This is a genomic window from Streptococcus oralis (assembly GCF_019929365.1).
GTDB lineage: Bacteria > Bacillota > Bacilli > Lactobacillales > Streptococcaceae > Streptococcus > Streptococcus oralis_BT.
Genome location: NZ_JAHZPH010000003.1, coordinates 25,022 through 40,041 on the forward strand (window position 1 = coordinate 25,022; position 15,020 = coordinate 40,041).

The window sequence follows — 15,020 nt, forward strand, 5'->3', positions numbered from 1 at the left end:
ACCTCCTATATTATTTTTTCTTACCAGCAATCGCAACAGCTTTACCTTTACGAGTGCGAGCGTTGTTTTTAGTGTTTTGTCCACGGACAGGAAGTCCACGACGGTGACGAATACCACGGTAAGAACCGATTTCCATCAAACGTTTGATGTTCAAGTTTACTTCACGACGAAGGTCACCTTCAACTTTGATTGCATCCACTTCACGACGGATAGCATCTTCTTGATCTGATGTAAGGTCACGTACACGAACATCTTCTGAGATTCCAGCAGCAGCCAAAATTTTCTTAGATGTTGCAAGTCCGATACCATAAACGTAAGTCAATGAGATTACTACGCGTTTGTCATTTGGAATGTCAACTCCAGCAATACGAGCCATGTTTTCTCCTTTCTATCTTATCCTTGACGTTGTTTGTGTTTTGGATTTGCTGGGCAAATTACCATAACACGACCATTACGACGAATTACTTTACAGTATTCGCAAATTGGTTTGACCGATGGTCTTACTTTCATTTCTTATCCCTCCAAGTTTTTCGATTATTTAAAGCGGTAAGTGATACGTCCACGTGTCAAGTCATATGGACTCATCTCGACAGTAACACGATCTCCCGCTAAAATACGAATATAGTTTTTACGAATTTTACCAGAAACTGTTGCTAAAATCTGATGTCCATTTTCAAGTTCAACCGTAAACATTGCGTTAGGCATTGTATCGACTACTTTGCCTTCAACTTCAATCACATCGTCTTTTGCCACGCAAAAGCACCTCCATAAATTTCGATTTGATGCCTCTAAACATAGAGACAACAATTATAAGTCAGACTATCTCAGTATAACATTTGTAGCGATTTTTTGCAAGTGTGAAAAACGCTTTATTTCAAATTTGTCAATACTTTTTCGATGTCTTTGAACACATCATTGATATCTTGATTTCCTTCGATATCGTGGACCAAACCTTTGGCACGGTAGTGAGCAATGATTGGTTCACCTTGTGCGATATTCACATCCAAACGACGTTTAACAGTCTCAGGTTTGTCATCTTCACGTTGATAGTAATCTTCTTCTTTGTAGTCAACTGGTGGGTTGAAAACTTTATGGAAGGTTTCGCCTGTTTCGCGGTGGATAATACGACCACTCAAACGTTCCAAGAGACAATCTGGATTCACTTCGATGTTAATCACACCTTCAAGTTCGATACCAAGTTCCGCCAACGTTTTGTCCAAAGCATAAGCTTGTTCAAGCGTACGTGGGTAACCATCTAACAAGAAACCTGTTTCTTTGATATCATCCTGTGAAAGGCGTTCTTTAACAATACCATTTGTAACTTCATCTGGAACCAACTCACCTTTGTCAATGTATGACTTTGCAAGTAGACCCATTTCAGTTTGATTTGCCATAGCAGCACGGAACATATCTCCAGTTGAAATGTGTGCCACGTGGAATTGTTCCACAATTTTAGCTGCTTGCGTTCCCTTACCTGCTCCAGGTAAACCCATAATCAAAAGATTCATGATCTGATCTCCTTATTTTGTATTTAAATAGAAGCAAAAAGCTAGTTTCAACTCCTATTTAAAAACAAAATAGAAGAGGGGAGACGAAAGTCTCTCTTATAGGTAGACCTTCATACTCCACTCTCTAAGCAAAAGTAGTCTTGCTTTTATTCTGTTTTGTCCATGAAACCAACATACTTACGTTTCAATAGGTAACCTTCTAGCTGTTTGATTCCTTCGATACCTGTCGAAATAATGATCAAAAGACTAGTTCCCCCAAAAGCAACCGCTTCTGAGAGCCCAAAGACATCTTTTGCTACAATCGGCAAGATTGAAATCACACCAAGGAACAGGGAACCAACGGTTGCAAGGCGACGAAGAAGTTTTGACATAAACTCTTCCGTTCCTTTACCTGGACGGACACCATGGATATAGGCTCCGCTCTTTTGCAAGTTTTCTGCTGCTTTCTCTGGATTGATCTGTACAAATGTATAGAAGAATGTAAAGAGAATAATCAGCAGTGCATACATGGCAACACCTGTTGGAGATGTTGTAGATAACATTTCCTGTGCTGTACGTACCCAAGCCCAATCATGACCTGTAGCGCTGACAAACTGAAGAATAGCCGCAGGTGCTGCTGTAATGGAACTTGCAAAGATAACTGGGATAACACCAGCAGGATTGACCTTCAAAGGAAGGTAAGAACTGGATGGAGCACCTTGAGCAACTTTTGTATATTGGATCGGAATTTTATATTCTGCCTGTTGTACATATGTTGTAAAGTAAACAATCAACAAGACAGCGATAATGAGAATAACGACAAATATAATAGATGACGTCAACCGATCACTTGGAATATTGACAAAATAGTCCTCATAGATACCATGAATCATCTCTGGAATTGAAGCCACAATCCCTGCAAAGATAATCATAGACACCCCGTTACCATATCCCTTATCAGTGATTTGCTCCCCTAGCCAAGTAACAATCATAGTACCTGCAGTCAGGATAATACCAATCGTAACAAAGACTTGAGGGGTTAGATCTGTCGTTAATAATTTTGCACCAGATAGAGTATTAAAACCAGCAGTGATTCCGATTGATTGCACAAACGCAAGTACAAGCGCAATATAACGAGTCGCTTGGTTTATCTTTCTCCGTCCTACTTCCCCCTGCTTGCCCCACTCTACAAACTTTGGAACAATATCCATTTGTAGCAATTGAACAACGATGGAAGCTGTGATATACGGACTCACACCGAGTGCAAAAACCGAGAAGTTCTTCATGGCATTCCCTGAAACTAAACTAAGCATGTTTAAGAAGGATAATCCACTCAAAGCTTCCAGACTTTTTGCATTCACACCTGGTACAGTAATACTAGTCCCGATACGGAAGACAAGTATGATAAAAATCGTAAAGAGAATTTTTGATCGTACTTTCTTAACCTTGAGGGCCTCTTTTAATAATTTAAAAAACATAGGTCACCTCTCTAGATGACTTCTACTGAACCACCTTTAGCAGTGATAGCTTCTTCAGCTGTTTTTGAGAATTTAGCTGCTTTCACAGTCAACTTCTTAGTCAGCTCACCGTTACCAAGAATTTTAACGCCTGATTTTTCAGCCTTTACAATTCCTGCTTCGATAAGAACAACTGGAGTAACTTCAGTACCATCTTCAAAAACGTTCAATTGATCAAGATTTACAATTGCATATTCTTTAGCGTTGATGTTAGTGAATCCACGTTTTGGAAGACGACGGAACAATGGAGTTTGTCCACCTTCAAAACCAAGGCGAACTCCGCCACCGCTACGAGCTTTTTGACCTTTTTGACCGCGACCAGATGTTTTACCGTTACCTGATGAAGTACCACGACCAACACGGTTACGTACTTTACGAGAACCTTCTGCAGGTTTCAATTCATGAAGTTTCATTTATATTTTCTCCTCTTTTGTAAAATGCTAGCGCCGATAAGAGAGAAAAGGTTGTCTCCCTTATCAACTCGCCTATACATTCGTCATCTTAGATGACTATATCTAGTTTTAGGGGATGAGTATTGCCACATCCCCTAAAAATTCATTAGTTTACTTCTTCAACTGTTACCAAGTGAGATACTGCTGTGATCATACCACGGATAGCAGCGTTGTCTTCTTTGATAACAGAGCTGTTCAATTTGCCAAGTCCAAGTGCTACAACAGTTTTACGTTGTGATGGAATGCGTCCGATTGGAGACTTAGTCAAAGTAATTTTAATTTGAGCCATTTTATCCCCTTTCTTATGCCAAATCAGAAACTGAAATACCACGAAGGGCAGCAACTTCTTCAGCGCGTTTCAATTGTTTCAAACCTTCAACAGTTGCACGAACAATGTTGATTGGAGTGTTAGAACCAAGTGATTTAGATGTAATATCTGCCACACCTGCCAATTCCACAACGGCACGAACTGCACCACCAGCGGCAACTCCAGAACCTTCTACAGCAGGTTTCAACAATACTTTAGCTCCACCAAATTCTGAAAGAACTTCGTGTGGGATTGTTGTTCCAACCATAGGAACTTCAATCAAGTTTTTCTTAGCATCTTCTACTGCTTTACGGATTGCTTCTGGAACTTCTTGAGCTTTACCAGTACCAAATCCTACGCGACCATTGTGGTCACCAACAACAACAAGAGCTGCGAAACGAAGACGACGTCCACCTTTAACAACTTTTGTAACACGGTTGACAGCAACTACGCGTTCTTCTAATTCAACTGCATTGTCTTTAAATGCCATTTTCTAGTGTCCTCCTATTAGAATTTCAATCCGTTTTCACGAGCTGCATCAGCCAAAGCTTTCACACGTCCGTGATATAGATATCCACCGCGGTCGAACACCACTTCTGAAATACCTTTAGCGTTTGCACGTTCTGCAACGAGTTTACCGACAGCAACGGCTTGTTCAGTTTTAGTTCCTTTTGAAACTTCTTTGTCAAGAGTTGAAGCACTTGCGAGCGTTACACCCGCTACGTCATCAATCACTTGAGCGTAGATGCCTGTATTAGAACGGAATACGTTCAAACGTGGGCGATCAGCAGTTCCAGAGAGTTTTCCGCGAACGCGACGATGGCGTTTTTGGCGGAGTTTGTTTTTATCTGGTTTAGAAATCACAGTTTTCACCTCTTTAGTTTTAAATCGTGTGCTATGCACAAAGTTGGAAAATAGGTTGGTGGTTGAAGATCAACCACTCAACATTATTTACCTGTTTTACCTTCTTTAAGACGAACGTATTCGCCAACGTAACGGATACCTTTACCTTTATATGGTTCTGGTGAGCGAAGGCTACGTACGTAAGCAGCTGTTTGACCAACTACTTCTTTTGAAATTCCGCTAACAACGATTGTTGTTGGGTTTGGAAGTTCAAAAGTAATTCCTTCTGGAGCTTCAACTTCGTCTGGATGAGATTTACCTACAGCCAAAACAAGTTTTTTTCCTTGAAGTTGTGCACGGTAACCAACCCCACGCATTTCAAGTTCTTTCTTGAATCCTTCTGATACACCAACAACCATGTTGTTCAAAAGGGCACGAGTAGTTCCGTGGATTGTTTTCATTTCTTTTGAATCGTTTGGACGGTGAAGTGTTACTTCAGTACCTTCCACACGAATTTCAATATCTTTTGAGAACTCACGAGTAAGTTCTCCTTTAGGTCCTTTTACAGTTACTACGTTGTCATTGTTAGTGAGTTCAACACCAGCAGGCAACACGATAACTTTATTACCAATACGTGACATGTTTATTTTCTCCTGTTAGATTGTCAGGCCATGATGGCCAGTTTTCACGGGGCTTAAATCGATTTCTCGATTTAAAGGAACATTTAGGTTTCAATTTCAAAGTGAATCTAGGCATCGTCTCGCAGGCATAACTTTGGGTTAGGCAAGAGACGATAACGAAGAGTCACAAAGAAATTGGGAGCTAAATATTACCAAACGTAAGCGATAACCTCACCACCAACATTCTTTTGGCGCGCTTCTTTATCAGTAAGCAAACCTTCAGAAGTTGAAAGGATAGCAATTCCAAGTCCGTTAAGAACTTTTGGAAGATCTTCACGTTTTTTGTAGACACGAAGTCCTGGTTTAGAAACACGTTTCAAGTTAGTGATAACTTTTTCACCGTTTGGTCCATATTTAAGGAATACACGGATGATGCCTTGTTTGTCATCTTCGATGATTTCTACGTTCTTAACAAAACCTTCGCGTTTAAGGATTTCAGCAATCCCTTTTTTGATGTTTGATGCAGGTACTTCAAGTACTTCGTGTTTAGCTTGGTTAGCGTTACGAATACGAGTTAGGAAGTCTGCGATTGGGTCAGTCATAACCATTTTATTTTTCTCCTCTTACTAGTAGTTTGCAAGCCGCACTTGCTAGTTAATGATTGAGCTGTGCTCAGATAGTATTGACACATTCAAATGAGATAACTCTTATTTGAACACGAGCTACAACCTAGGCAAAAAAGATAGATTTGTTTTGGAGCATCGCTCCTACATCAAATCTCCTATTTTTGCTGTGGTTGTTACGCTCTTTGTATCATGATATTACCAAGATGCTTTTGTTACACCAGGAATTTGTCCTTTGTAAGCTAATTCACGGAAGCAAACACGGCAAAGTTTAAATTTGCGGTAAACTGAATGTGGACGACCACATTTTTCACAACGAGTATAAGCTTGAGTAGAGAACTTCGCTGGACGTTTGTTCTTAGCAATCATTGATTTTTTAGCCATTAGATTTACCTCCTATATTATTTTGCAAAAGGCATTCCAAGGCCTGTAAGCAATGCACGTGACTCTTCGTCAGTGTTAGCGGTTGTTACGATAACGATGTCAAGACCGCGAGTTTTGTCAACGTCATCAAAGTTGATTTCTGGGAAGATCAATTGTTCTTTCACACCAAGTGTGTAGTTTCCGCGTCCATCAAATGATTTTGTTGGAACACCGTGGAAGTCACGTACACGTGGAAGTGAAACTGAAACCAATTTGTCCAAGAATTCGTACATACGTTCACCACGAAGGGTAACTTTTGCACCGATCGCTACACCTTCACGAAGACGGAAGCCGGCGATTGATTTTTTAGCTTTAGTGATAAGTGGTTTTTGACCTGAGATAAGTGCCAATTCTTCAGCAGCTTTTTCAAGACTTTTAGCGTTTGATACAGCTTCACCAACACCCATGTTCAAAACGATCTTATCTACTTTAGGCACAGCCATCACTGATGAGTAGTTGAATTGTTCTGTCAAAGCAGGAACTACTTCATTAAGATATTTTTCTTTTAAACGATTTGCCATTATACTTCTCCTTTCCTTCGTGATTAATCAAGCACTTCGCCTGATTTTTTGTTGTAGCGAACTTTTTTACCGTCTACAAATTTGTAACCAACACGACCAGCTACACCGTTCTTGTCCAATACTTGAACGTTTGATACGTGAATAGCTGCTTCTTTCTCGATGATACCACCTTGAGGAAGTTCGTTAGTTGGACGTTGGTGTTTCTTAACGATGTTAACACCTTCAACGATAACTTTGTTTACTTTTGGAAGGGCAGTAAGGACAACAGCTTCTGTTCCCTTATCTTTACCAGCGATTACGCGAACTTTGTCGCCTTTTTTTACAAACATTAGATTTCTCCTTGATTTTTCTTACGCCCATAAGGGCACCCTGGAGGTAAATCCAGGGGACTAGTTTGTTTTTACTCTGCGAAAATCAAAGCAATTCTTCGTCAGTTTCAACTCACCTAACTCAAGTTATGCTTTCGTTTCACTTCCTAGACTTGTTTCAATTTTCTTTGAGCAATCAATTAAAGTACTTCTGGAGCAAGTGACACGATCTTCATGAAGCCACCTTCACGCAATTCACGTGCAACTGGGCCAAAGATACGTGTTCCGCGAGGAGTTTTGTCTTCACGGATTATAACTGCTGCATTTTCGTCAAATTTGATGTATGAACCATCAGCACGACGAGCACCTGATTTAGTACGAACGATAACAGCTTTTACAACGTCACCTTTTTTAACCGCACCACCAGGAGTAGCTTGTTTTACAGATGCCACAATGACATCACCGATGTTCGCAAATTTACGTTTAGAACCACCAAGAACTTTGATAGTCAAGATTTCGCGCGCACCGCTGTTGTCTGCGACTTTCAAACGAGTTTCTGTTTGAATCATTTCAGTTTTCTCCTTTCAGGTTTGATTAGATGATGACCGCTTCTTCAACAACTTCTACAAGACGGAAACGTTTTGTAGCTGAAAGCGGACGAGTTTCCATGATACGTACGATATCGCCTTCTTTGGCAACATTGTTTTCATCATGTGCTTTGTATTTTTTAGAGTAGTTAATACGTTTACCATAGACTGGGTGGTTACGTTTTGTTTCAACTACAACTGTGATTGTCTTGTCCATTTTGTCAGATACAACACGTCCAACAAGAACTTTACGATTATTGCGTTCCATTGAAATTTCTCCTTCCCTAGTCTATTATTTCGCTTCAGATTGCACTGTTTTGATACGAGCGATTTGTTTTTTAACTTCTTTCAAGCGAGCTGTTTGTTCCAATTGGCCAGTAGCAGCTTGGAAACGAAGTTCAAACAATTCTTTTTTCAATTCGTTTTCGCGCTTCGCGAGTTCTTCTTGAGAAAGACCACGAAGTTCTTTAACAAATTCTTTTACTTCATTAAGTTTCATGCCTTCTCCTTATTCTGCTTCACGTTTTACGAATTTACATTTAACTGGCAATTTGTGGCTAGCAAGACGAAGCGCTTCGCGAGCGATCTCTTCAGATACACCAGCAACTTCAAACATCACTTTACCACGTTTAACTGGTGCTACCCAACCTTCAGGTGCCCCTTTACCAGATCCCATACGCACACCGATAGCTTTAGCAGTGTATGATTTGTGTGGGAAGATTTTAATCCAAACTTTACCACCACGTTTCATGTAACGAGTCATGGCGATACGAGCAGCTTCGATTTGGCGGTTAGTGATCCAGTGGCTAGTTGTAGCTTGAAGACCGTATTCACCGAAAGCTACTTCTTTTCCACCTTTTGCTTCACCGCGCATTTTTCCACGGAATTCACGACGGTGTTTAACACGTTTAGGTACTAACATTGGTTATTTACCTCCTTTAGTGTTTTTACGAGCTGGAAGAACTTCACCACGGTAGATCCATACTTTAACACCAAGTTTACCGTATGTAGTATCTGCTTCTTCCCAAGCGTAATCGATATCTGCACGAAGTGTGTGAAGTGGAACAGTTCCTTCAGAGTATCCTTCAGCACGGGCGATATCTGCACCGTTCAAACGACCTGATACTTGAGTTTTGATTCCTTTAGCTCCAGCACGCATTGCACGTTGGATTGCTTGTTTTTGTGCACGACGGAAAGCAACACGTTGCTCCAATTGACGAGCAATTCCTTCACCTACAAGATGAGCATCCAAATCAGGTTGTTTGATTTCGATGATGTTGATGTGTACTTGTTTTCCAGTCAATTTGTTAAGTTTTGCACGGAGTGCATCAACGTTAGCACCACCTTTACCGATAACCATACCTGGTTTAGCAGTGTGAAGTGAAACGTTAACTTTGTTTACTGCGCGTTCGATTTCGATAGTTGAAACTGCTGCGTCAGCAAGTTCTTTTTGAACGAATTTACGGATTGCAAGATCTTCATGAAGGTAATCCGCGTATTCTTTTTCAGCATACCATTTGGCATCCCAATCACGGATGATGCCGACACGCATACCAATTGGATGTACTTTTTGACCCACGATTTTACCTCCTTATTTTTCTGCAACAGCTACAGTGATGTGAGCTGTACGTTTGTTGATTGGTGAAGCTGAACCTTTCGCACGTGGACGGAAACGTTTCATAGTTGGTCCTTCGTTTGCGAATGCTTCAGATACTACCAAGTTAGCTTTGTCCAAACCAAAGTTGTTTTCAGCGTTAGCTACAGCTGAATTCAAAACTTTCAAGATGATTTCAGCGGCTTTGTTTGGTGTGAATGTCAAGATTGCAATAGCATCGGCTACGCTTTTACCACGGATGTTGTCAAGAACAAGACGTGATTTACGAGGTGAAACACGTACTGTACGAGCCATTGCTTTAGCTGAAGTAATTTCTGCCATTTATGTTCTCCTTATTTTCTACGTGTTTTCTTGTCGTCTGCAGCGTGACCTTTGTAAGTACGAGTTGGTGCAAATTCACCAAGTTTGTGACCTACCATGTCTTCTTGGATGTAAACAGGTACGTGTTTACGTCCGTCATAAACTGCGATAGTGTAACCAATGAAACTTGGGAAGATCGTTGAACGACGTGACCAAGTTTTGATAACTTTTTTCTTTTCGTCGTTAGCTTGAGCTTCAACTTTTTTCATCAAATGCTCATCGACGAAAGGTCCTTTTTTAAGACTGCGTCCCATTTTTATATTTTCTCCTTTAAATGTTGTACCACAGCGGCTTGCGCTCACATGGAGCGCTACCGAGCTGGCGGATTTCCTAGTTGCTTAGGCGACTAGTTTACTATTATTTCTCGTTGCGACGACGAACGATAAGTTTGTCAGATTTCGCTTTCTTGTTACGAGTTTTAAGACCAAGAGCAGGTTTGCCCCATGGAGTAGATGGTGCTTTACGACCAACTGGTGCTTTACCTTCACCACCACCGTGTGGGTGATCGTTAGGGTTCATTACAGAACCACGAACTGTTGGGCGGATACCTTTCCAGCGGCTACGTCCTGCTTTACCAAGGTTTACAAGTCCATGTTGTTCGTTTCCGACAACACCAACTGTAGCACGACAAGTTCCAAGAATCATACGAACTTCGCCAGATTGAAGACGAACAAGAACGTATTTACCTTCTTGACCCAATACTTGAGCAGAAGCCCCAGCAGCACGTACCAATTCTCCACCACGACCTGGTTTCAATTCGATGTTGTGGATCAAAGTACCAACTGGGATGTTGGCAAGCGGAAGAGCGTTTCCGACTTTGATATCTGCTTCAGGACCTGAAACGATGCGTTGACCAACTTCAAGACCTTTTGGAGCGATGATGTATGCTTTCACACCGTCAGTGTAGTGTACAAGAGCGATGTTTGCAGAACGGTTTGGATCGTACTCGATTGTTTTAACAACTGCTTCAACGTTGTCTTTGTTACGTTTGAAGTCAACCAAACGGTAGAAACGTTTGTGTCCACCACCTTGGTGACGAACAGTGATACGACCGTTGTTGTTACGACCAGCCTTGTTCTTCAAAGCAACAAGCAATGATTTTTCAGGAGTGCTTGTTGTGATTTCAGCGAAATCCAAAGAAGTCATATTACGGCGACCGTTTGTTGTTGGTTTATAAACACGAATTCCCACGATATTTCCTCCTTAGATTATTCAGCTTCAGCAGCAAACAACTCGATTGCTTTTGAATCAGCTGTAAGTGTGATGATAGCTTTTTTAGTTTTGTTAGTAAAACCAGTGTAACGTCCAACACGTTTTGCTTTTGGTTTTACGTTGATTGTGTTAACGTTGGCAACTTTAACACCTTCGAAAGCAGCTTCAACAGCTTGCTTGATCAAAAGTTTGTGTGCACGAGTGTCAACTTCAAATACATATTTTCCTGCTTCAAGTTGAGCCATTGAGCTTTCAGTGATGACAGGTTTTTTGATAACATCATACAAATTCATTATGCAAGAACCTCCTCGATTTTAGAGATAGCTGCTTGTGTGACAAGAAGTTTGTCGCTATTTGCGATGTCAAGAACACTTGCAGTTGTAGCAGTTGCAACTTTCACATTTGGAAGGTTACGAGCTGAAAGAGCTGCGAATTCATTTCCTTCTTCAAGGATAACAAGAACTTTTGAATCGATGCTCAATGCTGCAAGAACTTTTGCAAATTCAGCAGTTTTTGGAGCTGTAAATGAAAGAGCGTCTACAGCTACGAATTTGTTTTCAGCAACTTTTTCAGAGTAAACTGATTTAAGAGCTAGGCGACGAACTTTTTGTGGAAGTTTGTAGCCGTATGAACGTGGAGTTGGTCCGAAGACAACGCCACCACCACGCCATTGTGGTGAGCGGATAGAACCTTGACGAGCACGTCCAGTTCCTTTTTGACGCCATGGTTTGCGTCCACCACCTGATACTGCAGAGCGGTTTTTAACAGCGTGTGTTCCTTGACGAAGGCTTGCGCGTTGGCTGATGATCACATCAAACACAACTGATTCATTTGGTTCGATACCAAATACTGCATCGTTAAGAACAACTTGGCCAGCTTCTTTACCAGTTTGGTCAAATAATGTTACGTTTGCCATTGTGACTGATTTCCCCTTTCTTTATTATTTACCAGCTTTAACTGCTGATTTGATAGTGATAAGAGATTTCTTAGCACCTGGTACGTTACCTTTGATAAGGATAACGTTCTTTTCTGGAACAACTTGTACAACTTCAAGGTTTTGAATTGTTACGCGGTCGCCACCCATACGTCCTGCAAGGTTTTTACCTTTGAATACGCGGTTAGGTGCAACAGGTCCCATAGAACCTGGACGACGGTGGTAACGAGAACCGTGAGCCATTGGTCCACGTGATTGTCCGTGGCGTTTGATAACACCTTGGAAACCTTTACCTTTAGAAGTACCAGTTACGTCAACAACGTCTCCAGCTGCGAATGTTTCAACTGTGATTTCAGCACCAACTTCCAAGCCTTCAACGTTTTTGAATTCACGAATGAAGCGCTTAGGAGCCGTGTTAGCTTTCGCTACATGTCCTTTAGCAGGTTTGTTGCTCAATACTTCGCGTTTGTCATCGAAACCAACTTGGATAGCGTTGTATCCGTCTGTTTCAACAGTTTTAACTTGAAGAACAACGTTTGGAGTTGCTTCAATAACTGTTACAGGGATCAATTCGCCAGCTTCAGTGAAGATTTGAGTCATTCCCACTTTTTTCCCTAAGATTCCTTTTGTCATGAGAAAATAGTTCCTTTTCTATATTTTTTATTCAAAAAGTTTTTAACGAGCGTTTTTTATGCTCAAGGTATCAAGCTTTAGATTAAAGTTTGATTTCTACGTTTACACCACTTGGAAGATCCAATTTCATCAAGGCATCAACTGTTTTTTGAGTTGGGTTAACGATATCGATCAAACGTTTGTGTGTACGCATTTCAAATTGTTCGCGAGAGTCTTTGTATTTGTGAGTCGCACGAATGATTGTGTAGAGGCTACGCTCAGTTGGAAGTGGGATTGGACCCGCAACTTGTGCACCTGTACGAGTAGCTGATTCTACGATTTTTGCAGCCGCTGTGTCAAGCGTACGGTGTTCGTAAGCTTTCAAACGGATACGGATTTTTTTGTTTGCCATCTTTTTCTCCTTTTCGTCTATTTAAGATAATAGGCTAGCTCCACAAGAAAACCGACGCGCGTTGCGTGGCAATGCAACCGAGCGTGTCGCAACCTCTTGCATCAAAGCTAAGGCTGTAATTTACAGCACCATAATAGAATAACACAAAGCCCCTGCGATTGCAAGGGATTTGTTAGCTTTTTTTTCGTTTTTTTAAGATGAAACTGTTTTCTCTTTTCATCTTTCTATGATTACTGATTTACGTCTATAAAAATCAATCTTTTCTTCTATATAATAATGTGTTTCATTGCGACTTCAAACTTATCTTCCGATTGATCCACTAAGATATCCGCTTTAGACTCGTTTTCTCTATAGTATTGCAGATACTGCTCTCGTCTCATCTGATGGCTAGCCAATATAAAGGAAGCATCGCGATTTCTCATAGTCGTATCTCGAGCTAGACGCCTCTTTAATTCTGTTTCTTCATCCGTGTAGAAACAGATAGTTTTGTCAAAGAGTTTCTCAGGTAGAAAGCCCACAGACATCCCTTCAACAATAAGAATTGGCTTTGCTCCAGACAAGACCTCACTAGCCTTCCAAGGTTCATCGATTGTCAAGACATCCATACCTGCCTGCAAGGCGAGAATATCTCTCTGCAAACTTGCCAGTTCATGTGCCACTGGCAGACAAGCTGTCACCTTTTGATTTGGTGCTTGCTTTGGTACTACCAGGTGACGTTCTGAAGTGATATAGGGGTCTGTTTCTAGTAAATTTACTGTAGTAGAATCTAAAGCTTGGTACAATTCCTGTGCAAAGGTTGATTTACCTGAAGCCCCATGACCGTAGATCCCTAGCGTCCTAACTCTTCCCGTTTCGATTTCTGAAACCAGTTGTTCTATCAGGTCTTTTTTCTTCATTCTCTCTTCACCTGTTCATAGCTTTCTTTTCCGTCATTAAGCTTGTCCCAAATCACCACTTGCCCACTTTTGAGAGATTTTTGCACATCTATAATTCGTTGATTAGAGGAACCTCGAAACTGGAGCATGAGATTGCGCTTGCTTTTATCATACCGTCCATCGACAAGGATGTCAATCAATGATAAGAGTTCCAGTTTATCTGGAGTCTCCAGCATCATTTCTTCCCAAGTGTAGCCCGTCCAGGACCAGATGTCTTTGTCTGGCAATTCCTTTCGGATGCGTTTAACGAGTGGCAAGAGAATGCCCGTATTAAGAAAGGGTTCTCCTCCTAGCAAGGTCAAACCCTGAACATAGGGTTGGGCAAGGTCTTCCATGATTTGTTCTTCTAATTCTGCCGTATAGGGAATGCCTGCGTTGAAAGACCAAGTCGCAACATTATAGCACCCCTCGCAGTGAAACATGCAACCTGATACATAAAGAGAGTTGCGTACACCTTCTCCATCGACAAAGTTAAAGGCCTTGTAATCAATGATTCGCCCTTTACTAAGTTCCTCACTTTTCCATTCACCTGGTTTTGGTGTATTCCATGTCATGCTGTCTACTCCAAGTCTATCCAATAGCGCTTCGTTCCGTTTCGAACATCCTCCAACTCCCCACCATTAGCTAAGATAACAGCTCGACTTGCTGGATTTTCTGTGCTACAAGTCACTAAAGCTCGTTTAATATTCTTTCCCTTAGCAACTTGTAGACCTTGTCGGAGGGATTCTTTCGCATAACCCTTACCTCTTTCAGATGGACGAATGGAGTAGCCAATATGGCCCCCATTTTCTAGTAAGTAGTCATTTAATCGGAGACGAAGGTTGAGAAAGCCAAGAGCCTGGCCTGCTACGTCAAAACTAACCAGCTGGATAGCAGGAACCCAGTTTTCAGGAATATTGAGTCCCGCTTCCGCTTGAAGATTTTCTTCTAGCCACTCTTCATAAACAAAATTGTTGGCGCTCCAAAACCCACCATCGTGGGCTGATTGAGTCTGTTCAAACTCTGCCATCATCTCTAAAACTGTTTCTTTATCTGCCAATGTTGGTCTGCGTAGTATCATTTTTACCTCCAATTAAGAGAAAAGTGAGAGCAGACTCTCACTTTTATTTTTTCTTGTTCTTGTTTAAAAACTGTTCTTTGAGGTTGAGCAAGCGTTCTTTTTTACCTGTTCCACCTTTCGAGTGTTTCTCGTGATAACGGGTCACTTGAGCGCGTCCCTTATCATCTAATTGGTATTTCCCCATTCCATTTC

30 protein-coding genes are annotated in these 15,020 nt (G+C 41.3%); all 30 read right to left on the bottom strand.

Annotated features, from left to right (window positions below; all coding sequences use genetic code 11):
• Positions 1–10: 10 nt before the first annotated feature.
• The 30 genes from rpsM to K1I53_RS05330 all read right to left on the bottom strand — a co-directional run bounded on the left by rpsM (position 11) and on the right by K1I53_RS05330 (position 15,012).
• A complete protein-coding gene (gene rpsM / locus K1I53_RS05185) occupies positions 11–376 on the bottom strand; it encodes a 30S ribosomal protein S13 (protein WP_000090781.1) in 366 nt (121 codons plus the stop codon).
• Between the two features lie 17 nt (positions 377–393).
• Positions 394–510, bottom strand: coding sequence for a 50S ribosomal protein L36 (gene rpmJ / locus K1I53_RS05190; RefSeq protein WP_001808836.1), 117 nt, complete (start codon positions 508–510; stop codon positions 394–396).
• 24 nt (positions 511–534) lie between these two features.
• Positions 535–753, bottom strand: a complete 219-nt coding sequence (gene infA, locus K1I53_RS05195; RefSeq protein WP_001029883.1) for a translation initiation factor IF-1 — start codon at positions 751–753, stop codon at positions 535–537.
• 116 nt (positions 754–869) lie between these two features.
• Complete coding sequence (locus K1I53_RS05200; RefSeq protein ID WP_084948350.1) at positions 870–1,508, bottom strand: adenylate kinase; 639 nt, start codon at positions 1,506–1,508, stop codon at positions 870–872.
• Positions 1,509–1,654: 146 nt separating this feature from the next.
• Positions 1,655–2,965, bottom strand: a complete 1,311-nt coding sequence (gene secY, locus K1I53_RS05205) for a preprotein translocase subunit SecY (RefSeq protein ID WP_000465380.1) — start codon at positions 2,963–2,965, stop codon at positions 1,655–1,657.
• Positions 2,966–2,976: 11 nt separating this feature from the next.
• Positions 2,977–3,417: a 50S ribosomal protein L15 gene (gene rplO / locus K1I53_RS05210; protein WP_000766092.1), complete on the bottom strand. Its 441-nt coding sequence runs from the start codon at positions 3,415–3,417 to the stop codon at positions 2,977–2,979.
• 145 nt (positions 3,418–3,562) lie between these two features.
• Positions 3,563–3,745 (bottom strand): 50S ribosomal protein L30, encoded by a 183-nt coding sequence (gene rpmD, locus K1I53_RS05215; protein ID WP_000057241.1) that lies wholly within the window; start codon positions 3,743–3,745, stop codon positions 3,563–3,565.
• 13 nt (positions 3,746–3,758) lie between these two features.
• On the bottom strand, positions 3,759–4,253 hold the full coding sequence (gene rpsE, locus K1I53_RS05220; RefSeq protein WP_000874204.1) for a 30S ribosomal protein S5: 495 nt from the start codon (positions 4,251–4,253) through the stop codon (positions 3,759–3,761).
• 17 nt (positions 4,254–4,270) lie between these two features.
• Positions 4,271–4,627, bottom strand: a complete 357-nt coding sequence (rplR, locus tag K1I53_RS05225) for a 50S ribosomal protein L18 (RefSeq protein ID WP_000624044.1) — start codon at positions 4,625–4,627, stop codon at positions 4,271–4,273.
• Between the two features lie 83 nt (positions 4,628–4,710).
• Positions 4,711–5,247, bottom strand: a complete 537-nt coding sequence (gene rplF / locus K1I53_RS05230) for a 50S ribosomal protein L6 (RefSeq protein ID WP_061453122.1) — start codon at positions 5,245–5,247, stop codon at positions 4,711–4,713.
• Positions 5,248–5,435: 188 nt separating this feature from the next.
• Positions 5,436–5,834 (bottom strand): 30S ribosomal protein S8, encoded by a 399-nt coding sequence (rpsH, locus tag K1I53_RS05235; RefSeq protein ID WP_000245504.1) that lies wholly within the window; start codon positions 5,832–5,834, stop codon positions 5,436–5,438.
• Between the two features lie 213 nt (positions 5,835–6,047).
• Positions 6,048–6,233 carry a type Z 30S ribosomal protein S14 gene (locus K1I53_RS05240; protein ID WP_001085697.1) on the bottom strand — a complete coding sequence of 62 codons (186 nt, stop codon included), beginning with the start codon at positions 6,231–6,233 and terminating at the stop codon, positions 6,048–6,050.
• Positions 6,234–6,250: 17 nt separating this feature from the next.
• Positions 6,251–6,793, bottom strand: coding sequence for a 50S ribosomal protein L5 (gene rplE, locus K1I53_RS05245; protein WP_000013542.1), 543 nt, complete (start codon positions 6,791–6,793; stop codon positions 6,251–6,253).
• A 23-nt stretch (positions 6,794–6,816) separates the two neighbouring features.
• A complete protein-coding gene (gene rplX / locus K1I53_RS05250; RefSeq protein ID WP_000497691.1) occupies positions 6,817–7,122 on the bottom strand; it encodes a 50S ribosomal protein L24 in 306 nt (101 codons plus the stop codon).
• 179 nt (positions 7,123–7,301) lie between these two features.
• Positions 7,302–7,670: a 50S ribosomal protein L14 gene (gene rplN / locus K1I53_RS05255; RefSeq protein WP_000616548.1), complete on the bottom strand. Its 369-nt coding sequence runs from the start codon at positions 7,668–7,670 to the stop codon at positions 7,302–7,304.
• A gap of 25 nt (positions 7,671–7,695) precedes the next feature.
• On the bottom strand, positions 7,696–7,956 hold the full coding sequence (rpsQ, locus tag K1I53_RS05260) for a 30S ribosomal protein S17 (protein ID WP_000440801.1): 261 nt from the start codon (positions 7,954–7,956) through the stop codon (positions 7,696–7,698).
• A gap of 24 nt (positions 7,957–7,980) precedes the next feature.
• Positions 7,981–8,187, bottom strand: a complete 207-nt coding sequence (gene rpmC, locus K1I53_RS05265; RefSeq protein WP_000772918.1) for a 50S ribosomal protein L29 — start codon at positions 8,185–8,187, stop codon at positions 7,981–7,983.
• A gap of 9 nt (positions 8,188–8,196) precedes the next feature.
• Entirely contained in the window at positions 8,197–8,610 is a 414-nt protein-coding gene (rplP, locus tag K1I53_RS05270) for a 50S ribosomal protein L16 (RefSeq protein WP_000960948.1), read from the bottom strand.
• Positions 8,611–8,613: 3 nt separating this feature from the next.
• Positions 8,614–9,267, bottom strand: a complete 654-nt coding sequence (gene rpsC, locus K1I53_RS05275) for a 30S ribosomal protein S3 (RefSeq protein WP_000529936.1) — start codon at positions 9,265–9,267, stop codon at positions 8,614–8,616.
• A gap of 12 nt (positions 9,268–9,279) precedes the next feature.
• Positions 9,280–9,624 (bottom strand): 50S ribosomal protein L22, encoded by a 345-nt coding sequence (gene rplV, locus K1I53_RS05280; RefSeq protein ID WP_000818137.1) that lies wholly within the window; start codon positions 9,622–9,624, stop codon positions 9,280–9,282.
• 11 nt (positions 9,625–9,635) lie between these two features.
• Positions 9,636–9,917 (bottom strand): 30S ribosomal protein S19, encoded by a 282-nt coding sequence (gene rpsS, locus K1I53_RS05285; protein WP_000533766.1) that lies wholly within the window; start codon positions 9,915–9,917, stop codon positions 9,636–9,638.
• Between the two features lie 103 nt (positions 9,918–10,020).
• Positions 10,021–10,854 carry a 50S ribosomal protein L2 gene (gene rplB / locus K1I53_RS05290; protein ID WP_000512905.1) on the bottom strand — a complete coding sequence of 278 codons (834 nt, stop codon included), beginning with the start codon at positions 10,852–10,854 and terminating at the stop codon, positions 10,021–10,023.
• Positions 10,855–10,871: 17 nt separating this feature from the next.
• Positions 10,872–11,168 (bottom strand): 50S ribosomal protein L23, encoded by a 297-nt coding sequence (locus K1I53_RS05295; protein ID WP_001055347.1) that lies wholly within the window; start codon positions 11,166–11,168, stop codon positions 10,872–10,874.
• Positions 11,168–11,791, bottom strand: coding sequence for a 50S ribosomal protein L4 (gene rplD, locus K1I53_RS05300; protein ID WP_000024537.1), 624 nt, complete (start codon positions 11,789–11,791; stop codon positions 11,168–11,170). The genes K1I53_RS05295 and rplD overlap by 1 nt, the downstream gene beginning before the upstream one ends.
• Before the next feature lie 24 nt (positions 11,792–11,815).
• A complete protein-coding gene (gene rplC, locus K1I53_RS05305; RefSeq protein WP_000160197.1) occupies positions 11,816–12,442 on the bottom strand; it encodes a 50S ribosomal protein L3 in 627 nt (208 codons plus the stop codon).
• A gap of 82 nt (positions 12,443–12,524) precedes the next feature.
• Positions 12,525–12,833, bottom strand: coding sequence for a 30S ribosomal protein S10 (gene rpsJ / locus K1I53_RS05310; RefSeq protein WP_001284513.1), 309 nt, complete (start codon positions 12,831–12,833; stop codon positions 12,525–12,527).
• Positions 12,834–13,099: 266 nt separating this feature from the next.
• The gene (locus K1I53_RS05315) at positions 13,100–13,729 is read right to left on the bottom strand and encodes a uridine kinase family protein (RefSeq protein WP_000725979.1); all 630 of its coding nucleotides are present in this window, start codon (positions 13,727–13,729) and stop codon (positions 13,100–13,102) included.
• Entirely contained in the window at positions 13,726–14,322 is a 597-nt protein-coding gene (gene nrdG / locus K1I53_RS05320; protein WP_000220159.1) for an anaerobic ribonucleoside-triphosphate reductase activating protein, read from the bottom strand. Before nrdG ends, K1I53_RS05315 begins: the two co-directional genes overlap by 4 nt.
• Positions 14,323–14,327: 5 nt before the next feature.
• Complete coding sequence (locus K1I53_RS05325; protein WP_223328644.1) at positions 14,328–14,828, bottom strand: GNAT family N-acetyltransferase; 501 nt, start codon at positions 14,826–14,828, stop codon at positions 14,328–14,330.
• Positions 14,829–14,871: 43 nt separating this feature from the next.
• Positions 14,872–15,012 (bottom strand): hypothetical protein, encoded by a 141-nt coding sequence (locus K1I53_RS05330; RefSeq protein WP_000521623.1) that lies wholly within the window; start codon positions 15,010–15,012, stop codon positions 14,872–14,874.
• Between the last annotated feature and the right edge of the window lie 8 nt (positions 15,013–15,020).